Raw genomic sequence first — 19,351 nt, forward strand, 5'->3', positions numbered from 1 at the left:
ACCGAGACTTAACGGCAAGGTGGAGCGTTCTCATAGAACAGATCAAGATGAATTTTATCAGCTTTTGACATATACAGACGATGTAGATCTGAACGAAAAACTGGCCACGTGGGAAAACTATTATAATCTACATCGCCCTCATGGTGGCATCAAAGGACAGTCACCCTATGAAAAACTTCAAGTCTGCATAGGGGCCTGAATATTTGTCGCCTGAGGTCTTGACCATCACACATTAAAGATAGATCTATTTTAAAGGATATTTGAAACTTGTTAAACAAGCTTGATAAGCTATACCATAAAGTCCGTAAGCATGGTATTGGAAGATTATTTAACATATTAGGTTATATGTGCTGGCAGCGCTTTAGAATGATTAGATTTCCTTTGGCAGTAAACCCAAGATTTTATTATTATTTGGCAAAATTAATTCTGGTTCCTAATTTTGCAAAGAAACGTATTTTAGGGATCTGGGATTACAAGTCACTTCCTTGGGATGTTGGGGATCCTTTGGTTTTTATAGAAACGCTAAGCATTCTTAAGATTAAATATGACGCTGAAGAGATTGACATTTGTGTTGTTTATGATCGAGATAAACCGCTTGGCAAACGTACAAAATTTCTTGGCGATCCAATTACACCTGAAAACCATCAAGAGTATTCACTGGAATATCTGCCTTTGTATAGCACATGTCCATATCTTGGAACAGTTTACCAATTTAACTCACGCAGGGAGTTTTATCGATTCCTGAAAATGAATTATGATTGCTATGATATATTTCCTCCATTGAGCCAACATTTAGGAGAAACGTATGACTATTATGATTCTGCTGCCTCTGAAATGAAAATGATAGAGGAGTTTTTTGATAGTTATGGGCATATCCCTTTTCTTCGAATAGGAGAACGGGATCAATCCTGGGCGCGCTGGTTTTACTTAAATTACTTGCCTGAAGGAAGTATATCAATAGCACTATCCTTAAAAATGACATCGCATGATCCTATTCGCAATGCTGATCCTGCAGTGTGGTTATCTTTTATGGATAGGTGTAAGATAGCTTTTCCGGAATTAGTGTTCATTATTATCGGGCTTAGAGAAGAGGTGTTCGACGGCCTAAGAGAGAGGGAAAATGTAGTAATTGCAAAAGATCATGGGACTTCTTTAGTTGAAGACTTTGCGCTGATACGCACATCACTTCTCTATATGGGAATTGCATCTGGAATCAATACAATTGCTTTGTTTAGTGACATTCCCTATTTAATATTCCAGTTACCAAATATACATCGATATGGGTTAGAGGAAGGAAGAAATTGGTCTTTTGCAAATGATAGGCAAAGAATATTTAGCACAAAAATCCCGGTTACCCCTGAATTATTGTTTAAGGAATTTAAAGAGCTATACTCACAGCTCGATCAAAGCACATGGCGCGACAGAGTTCTGAAAAAGGCATATAATAAAAGCAGTCACCCTTCAGCCGTGGTTTTACAATCAGTAAATAGCAAAACATAGCTTTAACGAGGAGTAATTGATAATGAGAATTCTGTTAGTTGTTTATGATAATGATTCTTATACGCATTATTTCCCCCTTGGCCTTGCGTATATTGCAGCTGTTTTGAAAAAAGAGGGACATGAAATTTCTATATACAGCCAGGACAAGGAACATTATCCCGAAGAACATTTAACATGGTATTTGGATAATAACCATTTTGATATGATTGGCATTGGCGTCATCGGTGGATATTATCAATACCGTAAATTGTTGAAACTGTCTGAAGCAATCAATATGTCGAAAGATCGCCCATTCTTCGTCATTGGTGGACATGGACCTTCACCGGAGCCTGAATATTTTCTCAATAAAACAGGTGCTGATGCGATTGTTATTGGTGAAGGTGAGATGACGATGCGTGAGTTAGTTAAAACTATTGAAGAGGGTAGACCCTTAAACAGAATATTGGGTATTGCATTTAGGGAAAACGAAAAGATAATAGTGAATGAACGCCGGCCGCTCATCAAAGACATTGATACAATCCCTTGGCCTGCATATGAATTATTCCCTATTGATTATTATAGGCTCTTGCGTGCGCCTCATACGAGCCCGACGGATTTTTTGATGCCCCTTCTTTCCGGGCGTGGTTGTATATTTAAATGCAATTTCTGCTATCGCATGGATGAGGGTTTTAGGCCGCGTTCGGCTGAAGCTATTGTTGATGAAATTAAATTTCTTCAGCAAAGTTACGGGATAACATATATTGAATTTGCAGATGAGCTTTTGATGTCTTCGGCAAAGCGAACTACAGAGCTTTGTGAAGCATTTCTAACGGCCAAGCTGAAATTTAAATGGTTCTGTAGTGGGCGCCTGAATTTTGCTAAACTTGCAGTTTTGAAGCTCATGAAACGTGCGGGTTGTGTTTTTATTAATTATGGAATTGAGGCAATGGACGATCAGATCCTGAAGAATATGAATAAGTATTTGACTACGGAAATGGTCATCAAGGGAATAGAAGCTACATTGGATGCAGGAGTAAGTCCAGGTTTCAATATAATTTTTGGGAACATTGGCGAGAACAGGGATACTCTCAATAAGGGTGTAAATTTTCTCCTTCAATACGATGACGGTGCACAGCGGCGTACCATTAGACCGGTTACACCTTATCCAGGTTCAGCTCTCTACTATTACGCGATCGAAAGGGGGCTACTAAGGGATTGTGAGGATTTTTATGAAAATAAACATTTAAACTCTGATCTGTTAAGTGTGAATTTCACAGAGCTAACGGATGATGAATTCCATATGGCATTACTCGAAGCAAACACGACTCTTTTGAGAAATTATTATCAAAAACAATTGGATTCAGTAGTACAGCAGGTTCAAGATTTGTATGTTAAAAAGGATTATAACTTTAGAGGCTTTCGGCAGATCTAATATCTTAATGTAGAAACATTTATGGAGATAAGATGAAGCGATTCGTGGATCTGACGCCCGCAGCGATTGACCTGATCGTCTATGACTTTGACGGCGTCATGACCGACAACCGGGTGCTGGTTCTTCAAAACGGCACTGAGGCGGTTTTCGCCAACCGCTCCGACGGCTTAGCCATAAGCAGAATGAAGGAAATGGGCATCAAACAGGTGATAATTTCAATGGAGACCAATCCTGTTGTCAAAGCCAGGGCTGAAAAAATAGGGATCCCGTGCCTTCAAGGTATAGGTGATAAATTGGACGTCTTGAAGAAATATCTGGCTGAAAATAATATCGATAAGGATAACGTAGCCTTTATAGGCAATGAGATCAATGATATTGCCGCGATGAGCTATGTCGGGTTTCCCGTAGTGCCGGCGGACGCTTATCCGGAGGTGAAAAATGTCGCCAAGATGGTGCTAAAAACAAAAGGCGGGTATGGCGTTGTCAGAGAGTTCTTTGACCTTATTAAAAAAGTTAGAAAAATATGAATAAGGCGATCTTCATAACCGTCAGGACAGGCTCTACACGTCTTCCTGAAAAAGCGCTGCTAAAGATCAACGAAAGATCAACGATCGAGCTTGTGATTGATAGGGCGAAAAGATCTAAAAAGGCGCAGATTGTAGTGCTGTGCACTACAGAATCTAAGAAAGATGATATTCTGTGTGAGATAGCGAAAAGAAATGGGATATTGTTCTTCCGGGGAAGTGCCGAAGACAAGCTGATGAGATGGAAGGGTGCTGCGGAAAAATACGATGTTGAGTGCTTTGTGACCGCTGATGGCGATGATCTGTTGTGTGATCCAGAACTTGTAGATCTAGCTTTTGAACAGTTTGAAAGAAGGGGTGCCGACTTCATAGAAGGCAAGAATGTGCCATGTGGGGGGTTTACTTACGGGATCAAGGTCGCTGCCTTGAATAAGGTTTGCGATATAAAGGACTCAGCAGAAACTGAGATGATGTGGGTTTATTTTCTGGATACTGGTCTATTCAAGACTGAAGTGCTTGAGAATATCCCTAAAGTGCTTCAGCGGCCGGAAATCAGGATGACCCTGGATTATAATGATGATTTAAAGTTCTTTAAGGTCATATTTGATCATTTTGCTGATAATCCGGCATTTACATTAAGGGATGTTGTAAAGTTCCTTGATGAAAATCCTGATGTTATTAAGATAAATCAGTATCTGCAGGAAAGATTCTTGGATAATCAGAGATCTAAGACCAAATTAGTCTTAAAGGAAGGGGTGAAACAATAGTGGACGAAGGAATGAAGAATCCTACCAAATATCTTGGCAATGAATTGAAATATCTTGAAAAAGTTCTAAACTCAGAGAGTTGGTCAGCGACCGGCGGCAACTGGAACAATACTCTCGAACAAGAGTTTGCCATGAAGTTTGGAGTGAAATATGCTGTTGCTATGAATTCAGGAACTTCGGCAATACATGCTGCATTGGAAGCTGCCGGAGTTGGTCCGGGTGATGAGGTGATATCACCTGCCATAACTGTGATAATGAATTCAACCGCGACTATACACGCTAATGCGATACCTGTTTACGCTGATGTTGACCCAAAAACTTTCAATATTGATCCAGAGGATGTGGCGAGGAAGATAACGAAAAAAACAAAGGCCATAATACCTGTAGCGCTATACGGCTTGCCGCCGGACCTTGATCCCATAATGGAGCTTGCAAAAAAACATAACATTGTTGTTATAGAAGATAATGCGGAATGTGTGATGAGCAAGTACAAGGGGCGGCTTGCGGGTACGATTGGCCAAATGGCGAGCTATAGTTTCGAAAATACGAAACATATATCATGCGGTGAAGGCGGCGTGATAATAACAAACAGCGAGAAATATGCGGAATTGGCACGCAAGGTTGGCGGCCACGGATTTAAGAACCTTAAAGCAGATGAAGGAAGAGTGCGGCTTAATCAGGATGTGTTCCAAAACCCTAATTACAAGAGGCATGATGTTCTTGGCTGGAATTACAGGCTTCCGGAATTCAATGCCGCAATAGCGCTTGCCCAACTCGAAAGGATAGAAGATCTGATAGACTTGAGGATTAAATCAGCGAATTTTTTCGTTGACGTTATGAAATCTTGCGATTACCTTATACCGCAGTTCGTTCCCGAATGTTATACGAATACCTATTATACTTTAGGTGTCGTGTATGAGGGTGATAAAAGCATAGGCGTTTCATGGGAAGAGTTCAGAAAATCATATATAAATAATGGCGGGGACGGGATATACGGCGCTTGGAGCGTACCGTATCTCGAGCCGATGATCGTAGAAAGGCAGTTTGCGAAAAGATGCCCTTGGGTTTATGAGAACGTCAAATATGAAAAAGGATTGTGTCCGGTCGCGGAAGCAGTACAGCCCAAGATCATGCAGTTTAAGACTAATTACAGGGACACGAAGCTTGCCGAAATAAAAGCAGCGGTTCTTTTGAAGACGATAAACGGATTCAGGAAAAAGTAAATCCAGAATTGCGGAGCAGAAAGTATGTTTGATATTGATTTTTATATGAAATCTTATGATTTCATGAAAGACGCTCAAGCTGGAAGAATAAAGGACAAACCCGCCGCTCTCCACTTTCTTGAGAGCTTGAGAAGCAAAGAACCCGTAGTTTACAACATCGAAACAACCAATGCCTGCAACATGAGATGCGAGATGTGCCCCAGGACTACGATGATGACGAGATCCATAAAAACGATGCACATCGATCTATTCAGCAAGATTGTTGATCAATTGAAACCACACAAGAAGGAAAAATGGGAAGAATGGGAGAGATTCGTTCAGGAAAAATACGGCATAAAAACGACTGATATGAGCGAAAATCATTTTTTCCTGTATGTCATACCAAAGGTCATCCAGCTTCATGGATATGGGGATCCACTGCTCGACATGAACATGGGAGCATACGTGAAAATGCTTGCGGATAAGGACTTCTATTCTTATTTCAGTTGCAACCCGGCGAACATTGACATAGAAAAAACGATGGAAATGTTCGAGAATGGATTGGACTATATAAAATACTCGATTGAAAGCGTGGATGATGATCGCCATAAAGCAATTAGGGGGAATGCATCCAATTTTACCGAAAGTTATGTAAAAATATTAAAGATCCTGGACATTAAGAAAGAGAAAGGGTTCAAAACAGTAATTGTAATAACGATGCTCGATCTTAACAAGGAATGGCAAAAGGAGGATTTCTCGAAACTGAAGAAACTATTTGAAGGCAAGGATGTTTACATATACATGAAAAGCGAGGATCAGCAGTGGTACCGTGAAGATTATCACGGCACTAATTCGGTTCACTGGTCGGAATTTTGCAAACACCCGTGGATGTCGATGACTATCAAATCGAATGGTGAAGCGGCAATGTGTATGGAAGATTTTAACAACGAGATAGTGCTTGGCGATGCTGCAATAGAATCGTTGTATAATATTTGGAATGGCGCACTTTACGAGAAATTCCGAAAGGATCATGTAGCGGTGAGCAAGGGCATTAAGTGTGTTGAGCATTGCGACATGAAACTGATAGGCGAGCACCTTGAGTGAATCTGATACCTTCTGTTGTTCGTTATCAGATTATGAAATGGAAGCGGAAAAATGACTAAGAAAAAACTCGATTTTTGCGGACACAGTGTTGGCGATGATGAGCCGGTCTTCATGATCGCAGAGATTGGCTTGAATCACAACGGGGAATTAGGCATAGCAAAGAAGCTGATCGATGCGGCTTTCGCGTGCAACTGGCATTGTGTCAAGTTTCAAAAGAGAACCCCGGAAATCTGCGTTCCTGACCACCAGAAAACTGTGATCAGGGATACTCCATGGGGGAAAATGACTTATCTTGAATACAGACACAGAGTCGAGTTTGGCGAGAAGGAATACTCATATATCAACCAGTATTGCCGAGAGAAGCCGATTTTTTGGACAACTTCGGTATGGGACCTGCCGAGTCTGCAATTCATTCTCCGTTACAACGTGCCTTTCATCAAGATACCGTCCGCGAAGCTTGTTGAAACAGATCTTTTACGTGCTGCCGCAAAAACTGGCAAGCCTGTGGTTTTGTCAACAGGAATGAGCACGGTCGAGGAAATTGATGAGGCTGTTGCGGTGTTGAACGAATTTGCACGCGGTAATTTCGTATTGATGCATACAAATTCTACATATCCAACCCCACCTGAAGAATTGAACTTGTTGACGATAAAATTTCTTAAAGAAAGATATGATTGTGTGGTTGGTTATAGCGGACATGAATATGACTTGGAGCCCTCTGTGATAGCGGTTACGCTTGGCGCCAGGATAATCGAGAGGCATATCACGCTGGATCACAACATGTGGGGGTCGGATCAGTTTGCAAGCTTGGAAGTTCATGCCATGGACCTCCTCCACAGGAGATTGAAACAGGTTAGCGTCTGCTTGGGAGATGGTGTGAAGCGGTTGACAGAAAACGAAATTCAGATTCGAAAGAAACTGAGAGGGTAAGAGGTGGCAGTGTGATAGATCTTGCAAAAGCGCTGTCTGTCGTGATCGTCCATTCCACCCTTGAAAACCTCCGTAAAAATTCTTGCCTTTATCAAGGACTGTCACGATGTAAAATTAGCCGTAAATAGTTTGCCCCCGAGAAGTATCAAAACCTTACAAAGACAACCATGGATTTAACAAACCAAAAAATATTAGTCACCGGCGCCGATGGATTTATTGGCAGCCATCTGGTGGAGGGTTTACTGGACAAAGGGTGTCAGGTACGGGCTTTTGTGTTCTATAACTCTTTTAATAATTGGGGTTGGCTGGATACGTTTCCCAAAGATAAACTGGATAAGATCGATGTGTTTGCAGGGGATATCCGCGATCCCAATGGGGTGAGAAAGGCCATGCAAGGGATGGACATGGTCTTTCATCTGGCCGCACTTATTGCCATTCCGTTCAGTTACCACTCCCCGGACAGCTACGTGGATACCAACATCAAAGGCACATTGAATGTGCTGCAGGCGGCGCGCGATACCGGTTGCAAGCGGGTGCTGATCACATCAACGTCAGAAGTTTATGGAACGGCGCAATATGTTCCCATTGATGAGCGGCATCCCTTGCAGGGGCAATCACCCTATTCCGCCACCAAAATCGCGGCAGACCGGATAGCGGAAAGCTTTTATCGCAGTTTCAATACCCCGGTGACCATTGTCAGGCCTTTTAATACGTATGGGCCACGTCAATCGGCCCGTGCCGTCATCCCCACCGTCATTACCCAGTTGCTGGCTGGCGCAACAGAAATCAAACTGGGCAGCATTCATCCAACCCGCGACTTTAATTATGTCAAGGATACCGTGGCCGGTTTTATTGCGATTGCAGAGACACAAGCCACGATTGGAGAAGAGATAAACATTGCCTCGCAACAGGAGATTTCCATCGGGCAGCTTGCCCGCGAGATCATCGCCCAGATCAACCCAACGGCCACGATTGTCTCTGATGATATTCGTATGCGTCCTGAAGAAAGTGAAGTGGAACGGCTCCTGGGCAGTAACGAAAAGATTTGCAGGTTAACAAGGTGGCAGCCGGCATATACGCTGAAGCAGGGAATCCGGGAAACCATCGCATGGTTCAGGGACGCAGAAAATCTGCGGCGCTATAAATGGGATGTCTATAATGTTTGAAAAGATCGTAAGCTTCATTAAATCCCTTTATCCGACGGAGAATCCAGTCCCCCTCCATGCACCGCGATTTTTAGGGAATGAAAAAAAATATCTCATTGATTGTATTGATACAACCTATGTGTCCTATGTGGGACAATATGTCATTCGTTTTGAAGATGAAGTTCGGCAGCTCACCGGAGCAAAGTATGTAATCGCTGTCTCCACTGGAACCGCAGCGCTGCATGTAGCCCTCCTTTTGGCCGAAGTAGCGCCCGGAGATGAGGTGATAACCCAGCCTTTGACTTTTATCGCCACAGCCAATGCCATTTCCTACTGTAGCGCGCAGCCGGTATTTGTGGATGTGGAAAGAGTAACCCTGGGACTTGATCCGGAAAAACTGAATGATTTTCTAACAAATAACGGCATTCTGAATTCAGATGGACGGTGTTACAATAAAACAACCGGCAGAAAGATCGCCGCATGCTTGCCGATGCACACCTTTGGTCATCCAGTGCGGATCAACGAGATTATTGAAATCTGTCAGAAATACCATATTCCGGTCATTGAGGATGCCGCCGAGGCGCTGGGAAGTTTTTACAAGGGGCAGCATACCGGCACATTTGGGGATATCGGTATTTTAAGCTTTAACGGCAACAAACCCGTGACCACAGGCGGCGGCGGCATGATCATCACAGACGATGAAACCCTTGCGACAAAGGCCAAGCACCTGACCACAACGGCCAAAAAGCCACACCCGTGGGAATTTATTCATGATGCTGTTGGCTATAATTATCGTATGCCGAATATCAATGCCGCCGTGGGCTGTGCCCAGATGGAATGCTTTGCCGGGGCTTTAGAAAACAAGCGTGCTACAGCGCAGATGTATAACCAGTTTTTTCAGGAGATCGGCATATCATTTATCGTAGAACCTGCTCACGCCCGGTCTAACTATTGGCTTAATACCATTGTGCTAAAAGATAGACAGGAACGGGATGAGTTTCTTGCCTATGCCACGGGGAAAGGCACCCAAGCACGGCCCGTTTGGACACTTATGTCCAACCTTCCCATGTATCGCCATTGTCAGTGCACATCACTTGATAACGCCCAATGGCTGGAAGACCGGCTGGTCAATATCCCCAGCAGTGTGCGGATATGAAAGAAGAAATCATCCTGATCGGTGGCGGCGGCCATTGCAAGTCATGTATTGACGTGATCGAACAGGAAGGCCGCTTTACCATTGCCGGGATTGTGGATGTGCCTGAAAAAAAACAGCACAACGTTCTGGATTATCCCGTGATCGGCTCAGATGCCGATTTAGCGGAATTGATCAAGTCTTACCCCAATGTACTGATCACGCTGGGGCAGATCAAATCCCCAACCCGCCGCATAGAACTTCTTAATGACTTGATACAGATGGGCGCACGTTTTCCCGTGATTCAATCCCCATTGGCTTATGTCTCCCCCCATGCCCAAGTTGGCGAAGGAACCATCGTGATGCACCATGCCCTAATCAATGCAGAGGCGAAGGTTGGCAGAAATTGCATTATCAATACCAAGGCCCTTGTAGAACATGATGCCGTCATTGAAGATCACTGCCATATTTCAACGGGTGCGGTCGTTAATGGAGGGGTAACCATCGGTAGTGGCTCTTTTTTCGGCAGTGGCGCAGTATCAAAGGAATACACATCAATACCTGCTAACAGTTTTATCAAGGCCAACAGTTTAATACCCAAGAACGATGAATAAAACCTTCATCATTGCCGAAGCCGGCGTGAACCATAACGGCAGCCTGGAAATGGCGTTTCAACTCATTGATGTGGCCGTTGCCGCTGGGGCGGATGCTGTCAAATTTCAGACGTTCAAGGCCGAGAAAGTCATTGCCGTGAATGCACCCAAAGCCAGCTACCAGAAGGAAACCACCGACTCAGATGAATCCCAATTAGAGATGGTCAAAAAGCTGGAGCTGGATGAAACGGCGCACACCAAGCTACAACATTATTGCAAACACAAGGGCATCCAATTTCTCTCAACGCCCTTTGATCTGGAAAGCATTGATCTGCTGAACCGTCTGGGGTTGGAAATCTTCAAGATTCCTTCAGGGGAGATCACCAACCTGCCCTATCTTAGAAAACTTGGGGCTTTGAAAAAACGGCTGATCCTGTCCACCGGTATGGCCGATCTGGGTGAAATCGAAGATGCCTTGGATGTACTTACCGAATCCGGAACGCCAATGGAAAACATTACCGTTCTTCACTGCAACACCGAATACCCAACCCCGTTTGAGGATGTCAATCTCTTGGCTATGCTCACAATCAAAAACGCCTTCGGAGTCGAGGTTGGCTATTCTGATCACACACCCGGCATCGAAGTTCCGATTGCCGCCGTTGCTCTTGGTGCAACCATAATAGAAAAACATTTTACCCTGGATCGAAACCTTCCGGGGCCCGACCATAAAGCCAGCCTAGAGCCCGATGAGCTGAAGGCGATGGTGCAGGCAATTCGAAACATTGAAAAAGCTCTCGGCGATGGTATCAAATACCCCAGCCCGAGTGAAGTAAAAAACAAGCCCATTGCGCGAAAGTCGCTGGTGGCGACCCAACCAATCAAGACGGGCGAACTGTTCAGTGCTGATAACAACACAGCCAAACGCCCCGGCGCCGGCATCTCTCCCATGCGTTGGAATGAAGTTTTGGGGCAGGTAGCACAAAAAGATTATGAAAAGGATGATCTGATATGACAAGGGCCTTAACTAAAAAAGGTTTGATAAATTAAGGTAATAAGGAGGAAGATTGCTATGACTATCACTTGCTTGATTAAGAAAGAAGGTAGTCAATATGCTTCATTGTGCGTGGAATTGGATGTGGCTTCCTGCGGCAAAAGTAAGATGGAAGCCCTTGACGGTTTGAAGCGTGCGATTGAGACATATATTGAATACATGGTTTCCGAAGGCCGTCAGAAAGAGATCAGTAGGCCTGTTCCCATGGATGAATTGAAAGGATTCCTTTTCCCGGAGGATGAATCATCGGAAAAGACGTTTCGCGCCATTCCTCTGAATTATCAGTATGCTTATAAATCTCACGAGTCAGGATGTGGCGTGGATACTGAATCAAGTTGGTATCGTGCTCAAAAGGCGAAGTAAGGAGGATGTTTTTGAAGGTGCTTATGCAGGGCGGATAAGGGTCGTGATTGTTCCCCGGAATAAGCGAAGCATCCCGCAGGGAACTTTAAGCTCAATTTGGAGACAGTCAGGGATCAACAAAGAAATTGCTGAAAATCTGTGGGCAAAAAAATGAGAAAAATATGCATCTACACCTCCAGCCGGGCGGAGTATGGCTTGCTACGCGGGGTGATTCAAGAAATTCAGGCTACTGAAGTCCTTGAGTTGCAGATTCTTGCCAGTGGCATGCACCTGTCCCCTGAGTTTGGAATGACGATCCAGGAAATCCGGGCGGACGGTTTTGAACCTGATGAAACCGTAGAAATACTCCTGTCCAGTGACACCCCAACCGCCATCTGCAAATCCATGGGACTCGCCATGATCGGCTACGGCGAGGCGCTCCAAAGACTGAAGCCCAATATGATAGTGGTACTTGGCGACCGATTTGAAACATTTTGCATGGCTGCCGCGGCCCTGGTTTGCCGGGTCCCTCTTGCCCATATTCATGGAGGCGAGACCACGGAAGGCGCTATTGACGAGGCTTTTCGTCATTCCATCACGAAAATGTCGCACCTGCATTTTGCCAGTTGCGAAGCATACCGTCAGCGTATCATCCAGATGGGGGAGGCTCCGGACCGTGTGTTCAACGTCGGTGCCCTTGGTGTTGAAAACATCCGGTGTATGTCACTCATGGAACGTAGCGAACTGTCCGAATCTATCGGATTCATCCTTGAAAAGCCCTATTTCCTCGTGACCTTTCACCCGGTGACCTTGGAAAAGAACACCTCTGAAGGACAATTTCAGTCACTACTGGATACCCTGGATTCATTCCCCGAATACAATGTGATCTTTACAAAGGCCAATGCAGACACGGACGGACGTATAATCAACCGCCTGATTGACAAATATGCAGAAAGGCAGCCCGAACGCTGTCTTGCGGCGGCCTCACTGGGTGCACACCGGTATCTGTCAGCCATGAAGTATGCAACCGCTGTTATTGGCAACAGTTCCAGCGGTATCGTGGAGGCGCCATCTTATAAAATTCCTACAGTCAATATCGGCGACAGACAGAAAGGACGCATACAAGCAGCCAGCACATTGAATTGCTCACCAGACGCCAATGCAATCCGGCAAACAATAGACCGTGCGTTATCTCCTGCCTTTCAGGAGAGCCTTTCCGGCATATCAAATCCCTACGACCGAACGGGCACCTGTGTAACAATTGTCGGATTGCTTGAAAAGATAGATATCTTGGGTATTACTAAAAAAACCTTCCATGATGTTAGGTTGTCCTGACCACGAAAATAGCTTCAAATGGGGAAATGATGTTTAAGAGCGTAATCGAGATAAGACCATGAAAAATTATTATATCAGTCCAGACGCCAGCCTTATCGAATGTATGCGAAACATGGACATCACCGGTGCCGGTATTGCGCTTGCGGTTGACACTGAATTCAGGCTGATAGGGACAATATCTGACGGCGATGTCCGGAAGGCTTTGGTGAAAGGTTGCTCCCTGGATAGTTCTGTATCCCCGCACATAAATCGAAGCTGCTTTTATGTGCTGCCAAGTGTACCCAGAGCCGAAGTATTGGATGTCATGCAGGCCAGAAGATTTGGGCAGGTTCCAATCGTTGATGAACAGGGCAAAGTGATTGGGCTTCATCTTCTGCACGATATCCTGGGGCGTGTCGCACTGCCAAATTGGGCGATTGTGATGGCAGGCGGACAAGGGGTAAGACTGCGGCCATTGACTGAAAATATACCCAAACCAATGATTAGGGTTGCAGGCAGGCCTATACTGGAACGGATCGTCCTGCACCTTGTCAGTTATGGAATCCGTCGAATCTTTCTTTCAGTCAACCATTTGGCACATGTGATTGAGGACTATTTTAAAGATGGTTCAAAATATGGTGCAAAGATTGAATACCTTCACGAGGATGAACCTCTTGGCTCCGGCGGCGCCATTTCCCTTTTACCGAAGATCCCTGAGCAAGCTTTGCTGGTCATGAACGGAGACTTGATTGTTGATACCAATTTTACCGAAATGATCCAATTTCACAGTCAAAACGATTTTTACGCTACAATGGGGATACATCCCTATTTGCACCAAGTGCCCTATGGATGTATCGAAATACAAAATAATAGATTGGCAGGCTTGGAGGAAAAACCTATTCTTGAAAAAATGGTGAATGCGGGAATCTACGTGCTGTCACCACAGGCTATATCCGCCATTCCAAAGAATACCTATTTTCCCATTACGACGCTGTTCGAAGATGCCATCAAGAATAATCTGGTCTGTGGAACCTTTCCCGTAGAAAAGGAGTGGCTTGATATTGGGTCCCCCCAGCAACTACGGCAGGCGCGGGGTGAATTGTGATGAAGTGTCTCCAAATGAATTTCTGTCAAGGCGATTGTTCCGAGAATTCTCAACAATAAACTCTAAAAGGAACATTAATGATGAATTTCTTAATTATCGGTTTAGGATCTATGGGAAAACGCAGGGTACGCTGTTTCAAGGCCCTTGGTATTACGACAGTTGCAGGCTTTGACCAGCGTGAGGACAGGCGTTTAGAAAGCAAAGAAAAATATGGGATTCAAACATTTGCCGATATTGAACAGGCAATCCGAGAATTCAAGCCTACCGCTTTTATCATTTCCGTCCCGCCGGATGCTCATCATGTTTACATGAAAATGGCCGCAGAAAAAGGATTACACTTTTTTGTTGAAGCCAGTGTCGTGGATACTGACATGAATTTGATAAAAGAGCTGGTGAAGGCAAAGAATATCGTTGCAGCGCCTTCAGCTACCTTGACTTTCCACCCGGCAATCAAACAGATCATGGCCATCATGAGGTCCGGCGATTTGGGAACGATATCCAACATCATTTTCCACTCCGGTCAGTATCTTCCCGATTGGCACACCTACGAGAAGGTCAGCGATTATTACGTCTCCAATCCGGCAACTGGCGGAGCGCGGGAAATTGTGCCCTTTGAGTTGTCTTGGCTGACGCACGTCCTGGGCTTTCCCCAGCGCGTGTGCGGCAACGTGCGGAAAACAATCAACATCGAAGGTGCGGAAAAAATAGATGACACCTATAATTTCCTCCTCGATTATGAAAAATGTCTGGCAACGATCACGATTGACGTCGTATCCCGCAACGCCACGCGGAGGCTCTTGGTCAACGGCGATCAAAAACAATTACTCTGGGATTGGAACCAAAATAATATTCAGATTTACGATCCGAAAAGCGGACAATGGCAGACCATCGAGTATCAGATGATGAGTGCTGAGGCGGGATATAATCCGAACATCGGCGAAAATATGTACATTGATGAGTTGAAGGCGTTCATCAATGCCGCGGAAGGCAAGGCTCCATTCATTAATACGATGGAAAACGATCACAATGTGTTGAAGTTGCTGTATAAGGTTGAGGAATCGGATAAAATTGGACGTTATCTTGAATTTGAAAAATGGCAATCATAACAATTGCATGGGTGTAAATCGTGAAGGAATCTAATGATTAATAATAAAAGAGTCCTCGTCATAGTGCCTGCAAGGGGCGGTTCCAAAGGTCTTCCCGGAAAGAACATACTAACCCTATGTGGCAAGCCTTTAGTGGCGTGGCCGATAGCAACGGCAAAAGCATCAAAATATATAGATAAGATCGTGGTCTCAACAGATGATCTCGAAATAGCAAAAATAGCTGAAAAGTATGGAGCTTCAGTTCCATTTATCAGGCCTGCAGCGTTAGCTACCGATACTGCCACAACATTTTCGGTAATCGAACATACATTAGTTTTTTTAAAAAATGCTGGAGAGTCATTCGATTATATTGTTCTCAGAGAACCTACGTCGCCTCTCACAGAATCAGACGACATCGATGCTGCATTAGAAATCTTGGAGTCGAAAAGAGCAATAGCCGATTCAATTGTGGGTGTCAGCAAAGTTGAAGCAGCACACCCCGCTTTTGATGTTGTAATCAAAGAAACTGGCACTATTAAACCGTTCATGTACCCTGATTTTTCTCAGGCAGTTAGACGCCAGGACATCGCGGATATTTATTTTTTTGAAGGCTCTCTTTACATATCGGATACTGAAACATTACTTGAAAAAAGCAGCTTTTATCATGACAGAACGCTTCCTTACATTGTGCCCCGTTATAAGTCTTTGGAAATCGATGAACAGATTGATTTCCTATTTGCAGAAACAATTTTGAATAATATTGAGAAAATTAATAATAATGCATGATTCTGGTGGAGAGAACATGACGACAACTGGTCAGATACTTTGGGAAAAAGCCAAAACCATTATCCCCGGCGGCAACCAGCTTTTGTCGAAACGAAGCGAGAAATTCCTGCCCGGTCTTTGGCCGTCTTACTATTCAAAGGCCAAGGGGTGCGAAGTATGGGATCTCGACGGGAATCATTACTATGATTTTGCCCAAATGGGAGTCGGTTCCTGTGTTCTGGGCTACGCAGATGACGATGTGAACAGAGCCGTAATAGGTGCCATACAAGACGGTTCCATGTGTACACTGAATTGCCCGGAGGAAGTAGAACTTGCGGAAAAACTGATCAGCTTGCATCCATGGGCGGAAATGGCCAGGTTTGCGAGAACCGGCGGCGAGGCGTGTGCCGTCGCAGTGAGGATAGCCCGTGCCGCCACCGGTAAAAGCAAAGTTGCCTTCTGTGGCTATCACGGATGGCATGATTGGTATCTTTCCGCCAATCTTGGCGATTCATCCAATCTTGATGGCCAACTCCTCCCCGGCCTTGATCCGCTGGGCGTTCCGAGAGAACTTCACGAGACGGCTATTCCATTTAATTACAATAAATTGAGTGCATTGGAAGCCATTGTTGATAAATATCCCAATCAAGTCGGTGTAATCATCATGGAACCGGAAAGAGGCACATCCCCTATGCCGGGTTTCCTGGAAGGCGTCAGGAATGTCGCCGATAAGATTGGCGCGGTGTTGATTTTTGATGAAGTAACGTCAGGCTTCAGGATGAATCTCGGTGGGATACATCTTGTTCGCAACGTATACCCCGACATCGCCGTGTTTGGTAAAGCCCTTGGAAACGGCTACCCCATATCCGCAATCATCGGCCGCAGATCTGTTATGGAGTCTGCGCAGGATACCTTCATAAGCTCTACTTTCTGGACAGAAAAGATTGGTTTTATAGCAGCCTTAACCACGATAAACAAAATGGAGAAAAACGATGTGACGACTGCATTGGTAAGGTATGGAGAGCACATCAATAAGGGCTGGAACAGGCTGGCTCAAAAACATGATCTAAAAATTCATATTTCCGGAATACCACCGCTGACCCACATTGCATTTGAATATGAGAATTCTCTTGCAATTCAAACATGTTACGCACAGGAAATGCTGGAACAAGGATTCCTTCTCGGGACGTCTGTCTATACAACGGATGCCTACACAGACAAAATAGTTGAGCACTTTCTTGACAATACCGATACGGTGTTTGGAATAATCAAAAAGGCTTCTGATGAAAAGAAGGTCGAAACATCCCTAAAGGGGGCGATAATGCATGCGGGGTTCAAGCGGCTAACGTAGGTGTGTATATCGGAGAGACGGGTATGATTGATGATGGATGTAACTTGTAAAGGGAGCAGCATAATGCATAATACTAGGAAGGTAGCCCTTATCGGTTCCGGAGAACTCGGTAGTCGCCATCTTCAGGCGCTTGCCAAAATTGATTTACCAGTAGAAATCCAGGTAGTTGATCCAAGCCACGAAGCTTTGAAGATAGCAAAAGAGAGATTCGACCAGATTTCGCCAAATCTTAATGTAAGAAGAATATCCTTTTTCAATTCGCTTGACGATCTTCATTCAGAGATAGATTACTGTATTGTAGCAACGAACTCAGATGTTAGGGCCAGAGTAACAAAAGAATTACTATTGAAAAAGGCCGTACAATGCCTCATTCTGGAAAAAATACTATTTCAGACTGAAGACGATTATGAAGCTATTGGGAAGCTAATTGAAAAGTATAAAGTAAAAACATGGGTTAATTGCCCCCGGAGGATATGGCCTGTTTACAAGGGAATACACGATTATTTAAAAGGCGTTCATTTGTTTGAAATAAATATTTCTGGCTCCGACTGGGGATTGGCGAGCAACAGTATCCATATGATTGATTTAATAGGTTATCTTGCTGGCGCTACTGATTATAATATTAATGGTGATTTGCTAGATTCGGGATTCATTGAGAGTAAGAGGAAAGGCTTTATTGAATTCACTGGAACACTTGCAGGATCCTTCAATGCCACGCCATATTTTAGCATCAGTTCATACAAAGATGGGAAGGTGCCGTTAATGATTCAGTTAATTAGCGAAAAGTATGTCTATATGATTAGCGAATCCCTTGGCCGGGGATGGATTTTCAGAGAAGACAAGGGATGGTCATGTGAGGAGTTTTCATTTGAAACCCCTTATCAGAGCCAGCTAACACATCGTCTCATCAGACAGATTATCGATACTGGTGCAAGCGATCTCCCTTCATTTGAGGAATCTGCAAAGCTCCATATCCCCATTTTGAATTGTTTTATTTCTTTCCTAATTAGAGAAGGCAAAGGGGGTGATAGGTGTCCGATAACATAATAAATCATATGTGGGTCATTGGATCAGGTCCAATGACAATCGATTATATCAAAGTTCTTGACGCCTTAAAAGTTAGCTATCAGGTTATAGGTCGAGGCATCGATTCCGCTAAAGATTGCGAATCGAAAACAGGTGTTAAAGTTGTTACAGGGGGCTTGGAAAGTCACATCAGTGATTGTAAAGATTTTCCCTCATCGGCTATTGTTGCTGTAGGGGTAGAACAGTTAGCGAACGTCGCAAAAGTGCTTCTCCAAAATGGCGTTAAAAAGATATTGATAGAAAAACCGGGTGGTCTAAATGAGGATGAAATTAGGTCTGTGCATGAGAAGACCAAGAAGAGAAATGCGGAAGTATATGTAGCCTACAACAGGCGCTTCTATACTTCGACATTGAAGGCGCAGGAGATTATACGTGAAGATGGTGGCGTTCGATCTTTCAACTTCGAATTCACCGAATGGTCCCACGAAATTGTTAACATAAAAAAAGCGCCCGGTGTGAAGGAAAATTGGCTATTGGCAAATTCTTCTCATGTTATAGATCTCGCATTCTTTCTGGGCGGAAAGCCTAAGGAAATTAGCTGCTATGTTGGAGGCGCATTAGACTGGCATCCATCAGGTTCAATATTTACAGGCGCCGGTATCAGCGAAAAAGACGCGCTATTTTCATATCAGGCAGATTGGGGAGCACCTGGTCGATGGAGTGTTGAGGTCTTGACAAAAAAGCATAGATTGATCTTTAAACCATTAGAAAAACTACAGATTCAAAATATTGGAGAGGTTGCGATTAACGAAGTTGCAATTGATGATGATTTAGATAGAACATTTAAACCCGGTTTATTTCGCCAGGTCAAAGCATTTATGGATGGAGACTTGTTAAATCTTCTTAAAATTGAAGAACATTTGGTAATGTTAAAATACTACTTGATACTTAAAAAAATCAGTTCCGCCTCCCTAAGAAAAAACATTTGACAAGAATCGACTTTT

The 19,351-nt window shown here is 44.1% G+C and carries 20 protein-coding genes; all 20 read left to right on the forward strand.

The features are described 5' to 3' along the window. On the forward strand, nt 1-199 hold a 199-nt coding region (locus tag NT140_05980), incomplete at its 5' end, for an integrase core domain-containing protein (protein MCX5831420.1). Between the two features lie 68 nt (nt 200-267). Continuing rightward, a complete protein-coding gene (locus tag NT140_05985) occupies nt 268-1,500 on the forward strand; it encodes a hypothetical protein (GenBank protein ID MCX5831421.1) in 1,233 nt (410 codons plus the stop codon). A gap of 22 nt (nt 1,501-1,522) precedes the next feature. Further along, nucleotides 1,523-2,911, forward strand: a complete 1,389-nt coding sequence (locus NT140_05990; protein MCX5831422.1) for a radical SAM protein — start codon at nt 1,523-1,525, stop codon at nt 2,909-2,911. Nucleotides 2,912-2,943: 32 nt separating this feature from the next. Then, entirely contained in the window at nt 2,944-3,438 is a 495-nt protein-coding gene (locus tag NT140_05995; GenBank protein ID MCX5831423.1) for an HAD hydrolase family protein, read from the forward strand. Then, complete coding sequence (locus tag NT140_06000; GenBank protein MCX5831424.1) at nt 3,435-4,202, forward strand: hypothetical protein; 768 nt, start codon at nt 3,435-3,437, stop codon at nt 4,200-4,202. The genes NT140_05995 and NT140_06000 overlap by 4 nt, the downstream gene beginning before the upstream one ends. After that, complete coding sequence (locus tag NT140_06005) at nt 4,202-5,425, forward strand: DegT/DnrJ/EryC1/StrS family aminotransferase (protein ID MCX5831425.1); 1,224 nt, start codon at nt 4,202-4,204, stop codon at nt 5,423-5,425. Before NT140_06000 ends, NT140_06005 begins: the two co-directional genes overlap by 1 nt. Before the next feature lie 24 nt (nt 5,426-5,449). Beyond that, nucleotides 5,450-6,508, forward strand: a complete 1,059-nt coding sequence (locus tag NT140_06010) for a radical SAM protein (protein ID MCX5831426.1) — start codon at nt 5,450-5,452, stop codon at nt 6,506-6,508. Nucleotides 6,509-6,559: 51 nt separating this feature from the next. After that, nucleotides 6,560-7,438, forward strand: coding sequence for an N-acetylneuraminate synthase family protein (locus NT140_06015; GenBank protein MCX5831427.1), 879 nt, complete (start codon nt 6,560-6,562; stop codon nt 7,436-7,438). Nucleotides 7,439-7,605: 167 nt separating this feature from the next. Further along, nucleotides 7,606-8,604: an NAD-dependent 4,6-dehydratase LegB gene (locus tag NT140_06020; protein MCX5831428.1), complete on the forward strand. Its 999-nt coding sequence runs from the start codon at nt 7,606-7,608 to the stop codon at nt 8,602-8,604. Next, the gene (locus tag NT140_06025) at nt 8,597-9,739 is read left to right on the forward strand and encodes a LegC family aminotransferase (GenBank protein MCX5831429.1); all 1,143 of its coding nucleotides are present in this window, start codon (nt 8,597-8,599) and stop codon (nt 9,737-9,739) included. Before NT140_06020 ends, NT140_06025 begins: the two co-directional genes overlap by 8 nt. Further along, the gene (locus NT140_06030; GenBank protein MCX5831430.1) at nt 9,736-10,329 is read left to right on the forward strand and encodes an acetyltransferase; all 594 of its coding nucleotides are present in this window, start codon (nt 9,736-9,738) and stop codon (nt 10,327-10,329) included. The genes NT140_06025 and NT140_06030 overlap by 4 nt, the downstream gene beginning before the upstream one ends. Further along, a complete protein-coding gene (gene neuB, locus NT140_06035) occupies nt 10,322-11,320 on the forward strand; it encodes an N-acetylneuraminate synthase (GenBank protein MCX5831431.1) in 999 nt (332 codons plus the stop codon). The genes NT140_06030 and neuB overlap by 8 nt, the downstream gene beginning before the upstream one ends. A gap of 57 nt (nt 11,321-11,377) precedes the next feature. Next, nucleotides 11,378-11,722 carry a hypothetical protein gene (locus NT140_06040; protein MCX5831432.1) on the forward strand — a complete coding sequence of 115 codons (345 nt, stop codon included), beginning with the start codon at nt 11,378-11,380 and terminating at the stop codon, nt 11,720-11,722. Between the two features lie 150 nt (nt 11,723-11,872). Further along, the gene (gene neuC / locus NT140_06045; GenBank protein ID MCX5831433.1) at nt 11,873-13,036 is read left to right on the forward strand and encodes a UDP-N-acetylglucosamine 2-epimerase; all 1,164 of its coding nucleotides are present in this window, start codon (nt 11,873-11,875) and stop codon (nt 13,034-13,036) included. 58 nt (nt 13,037-13,094) lie between these two features. Further along, the gene (locus NT140_06050) at nt 13,095-14,120 is read left to right on the forward strand and encodes a nucleotidyltransferase family protein (GenBank protein MCX5831434.1); all 1,026 of its coding nucleotides are present in this window, start codon (nt 13,095-13,097) and stop codon (nt 14,118-14,120) included. A gap of 77 nt (nt 14,121-14,197) precedes the next feature. Then, nucleotides 14,198-15,226 (forward strand): Gfo/Idh/MocA family oxidoreductase, encoded by a 1,029-nt coding sequence (locus NT140_06055; protein MCX5831435.1) that lies wholly within the window; start codon nt 14,198-14,200, stop codon nt 15,224-15,226. A 33-nt stretch (nt 15,227-15,259) separates the two neighbouring features. Continuing rightward, nucleotides 15,260-15,991 carry an acylneuraminate cytidylyltransferase family protein gene (locus NT140_06060; GenBank protein MCX5831436.1) on the forward strand — a complete coding sequence of 244 codons (732 nt, stop codon included), beginning with the start codon at nt 15,260-15,262 and terminating at the stop codon, nt 15,989-15,991. A 16-nt stretch (nt 15,992-16,007) separates the two neighbouring features. Then, nucleotides 16,008-17,321, forward strand: coding sequence for an aminotransferase class III-fold pyridoxal phosphate-dependent enzyme (locus NT140_06065; GenBank protein MCX5831437.1), 1,314 nt, complete (start codon nt 16,008-16,010; stop codon nt 17,319-17,321). Between the two features lie 30 nt (nt 17,322-17,351). Further along, the gene (locus tag NT140_06070; GenBank protein MCX5831438.1) at nt 17,352-18,368 is read left to right on the forward strand and encodes a Gfo/Idh/MocA family oxidoreductase; all 1,017 of its coding nucleotides are present in this window, start codon (nt 17,352-17,354) and stop codon (nt 18,366-18,368) included. Beyond that, on the forward strand, nt 18,353-19,336 hold the full coding sequence (locus tag NT140_06075) for a gfo/Idh/MocA family oxidoreductase (protein MCX5831439.1): 984 nt from the start codon (nt 18,353-18,355) through the stop codon (nt 19,334-19,336). Before NT140_06070 ends, NT140_06075 begins: the two co-directional genes overlap by 16 nt. Nucleotides 19,337-19,351 lie beyond the last annotated feature (15 nt).

It is taken from the genome of Deltaproteobacteria bacterium (genome assembly GCA_026388415.1).
GTDB lineage: Bacteria > Desulfobacterota > Syntrophia > Syntrophales > JACQWR01 > JAPLJV01.

Bases quoted from the DNA above. Each gene is read 5' to 3' on its own strand.
- NT140_05990 (MCX5831422.1), top strand. From the start codon at position 1,523: ATGAGAATTCTGTTAGTTGTTTATGATAATGATTCTTATACGCATTAT.
- NT140_05995 (MCX5831423.1), top strand. From the start codon at position 2,944: ATGAAGCGATTCGTGGATCTGACGCCCGCAGCGATTGACCTGATCGTC.
- NT140_06000 (MCX5831424.1), top strand. From the start codon at position 3,435: ATGAATAAGGCGATCTTCATAACCGTCAGGACAGGCTCTACACGTCTT.
- NT140_06010 (MCX5831426.1), top strand. From the start codon at position 5,450: ATGTTTGATATTGATTTTTATATGAAATCTTATGATTTCATGAAAGAC.
- NT140_06015 (MCX5831427.1), top strand. From the start codon at position 6,560: ATGACTAAGAAAAAACTCGATTTTTGCGGACACAGTGTTGGCGATGAT.
- NT140_06020 (MCX5831428.1), top strand. From the start codon at position 7,606: ATGGATTTAACAAACCAAAAAATATTAGTCACCGGCGCCGATGGATTT.
- NT140_06025 (MCX5831429.1), top strand. From the start codon at position 8,597: ATGTTTGAAAAGATCGTAAGCTTCATTAAATCCCTTTATCCGACGGAG.
- NT140_06030 (MCX5831430.1), top strand. From the start codon at position 9,736: ATGAAAGAAGAAATCATCCTGATCGGTGGCGGCGGCCATTGCAAGTCA.
- neuB (MCX5831431.1), top strand. From the start codon at position 10,322: ATGAATAAAACCTTCATCATTGCCGAAGCCGGCGTGAACCATAACGGC.
- NT140_06040 (MCX5831432.1), top strand. From the start codon at position 11,378: ATGACTATCACTTGCTTGATTAAGAAAGAAGGTAGTCAATATGCTTCA.
- neuC (MCX5831433.1), top strand. From the start codon at position 11,873: ATGAGAAAAATATGCATCTACACCTCCAGCCGGGCGGAGTATGGCTTG.
- NT140_06050 (MCX5831434.1), top strand. From the start codon at position 13,095: ATGAAAAATTATTATATCAGTCCAGACGCCAGCCTTATCGAATGTATG.
- NT140_06055 (MCX5831435.1), top strand. From the start codon at position 14,198: ATGATGAATTTCTTAATTATCGGTTTAGGATCTATGGGAAAACGCAGG.
- NT140_06060 (MCX5831436.1), top strand. From the start codon at position 15,260: ATGATTAATAATAAAAGAGTCCTCGTCATAGTGCCTGCAAGGGGCGGT.
- NT140_06065 (MCX5831437.1), top strand. From the start codon at position 16,008: ATGACGACAACTGGTCAGATACTTTGGGAAAAAGCCAAAACCATTATC.
- NT140_06070 (MCX5831438.1), top strand. From the start codon at position 17,352: ATGATGGATGTAACTTGTAAAGGGAGCAGCATAATGCATAATACTAGG.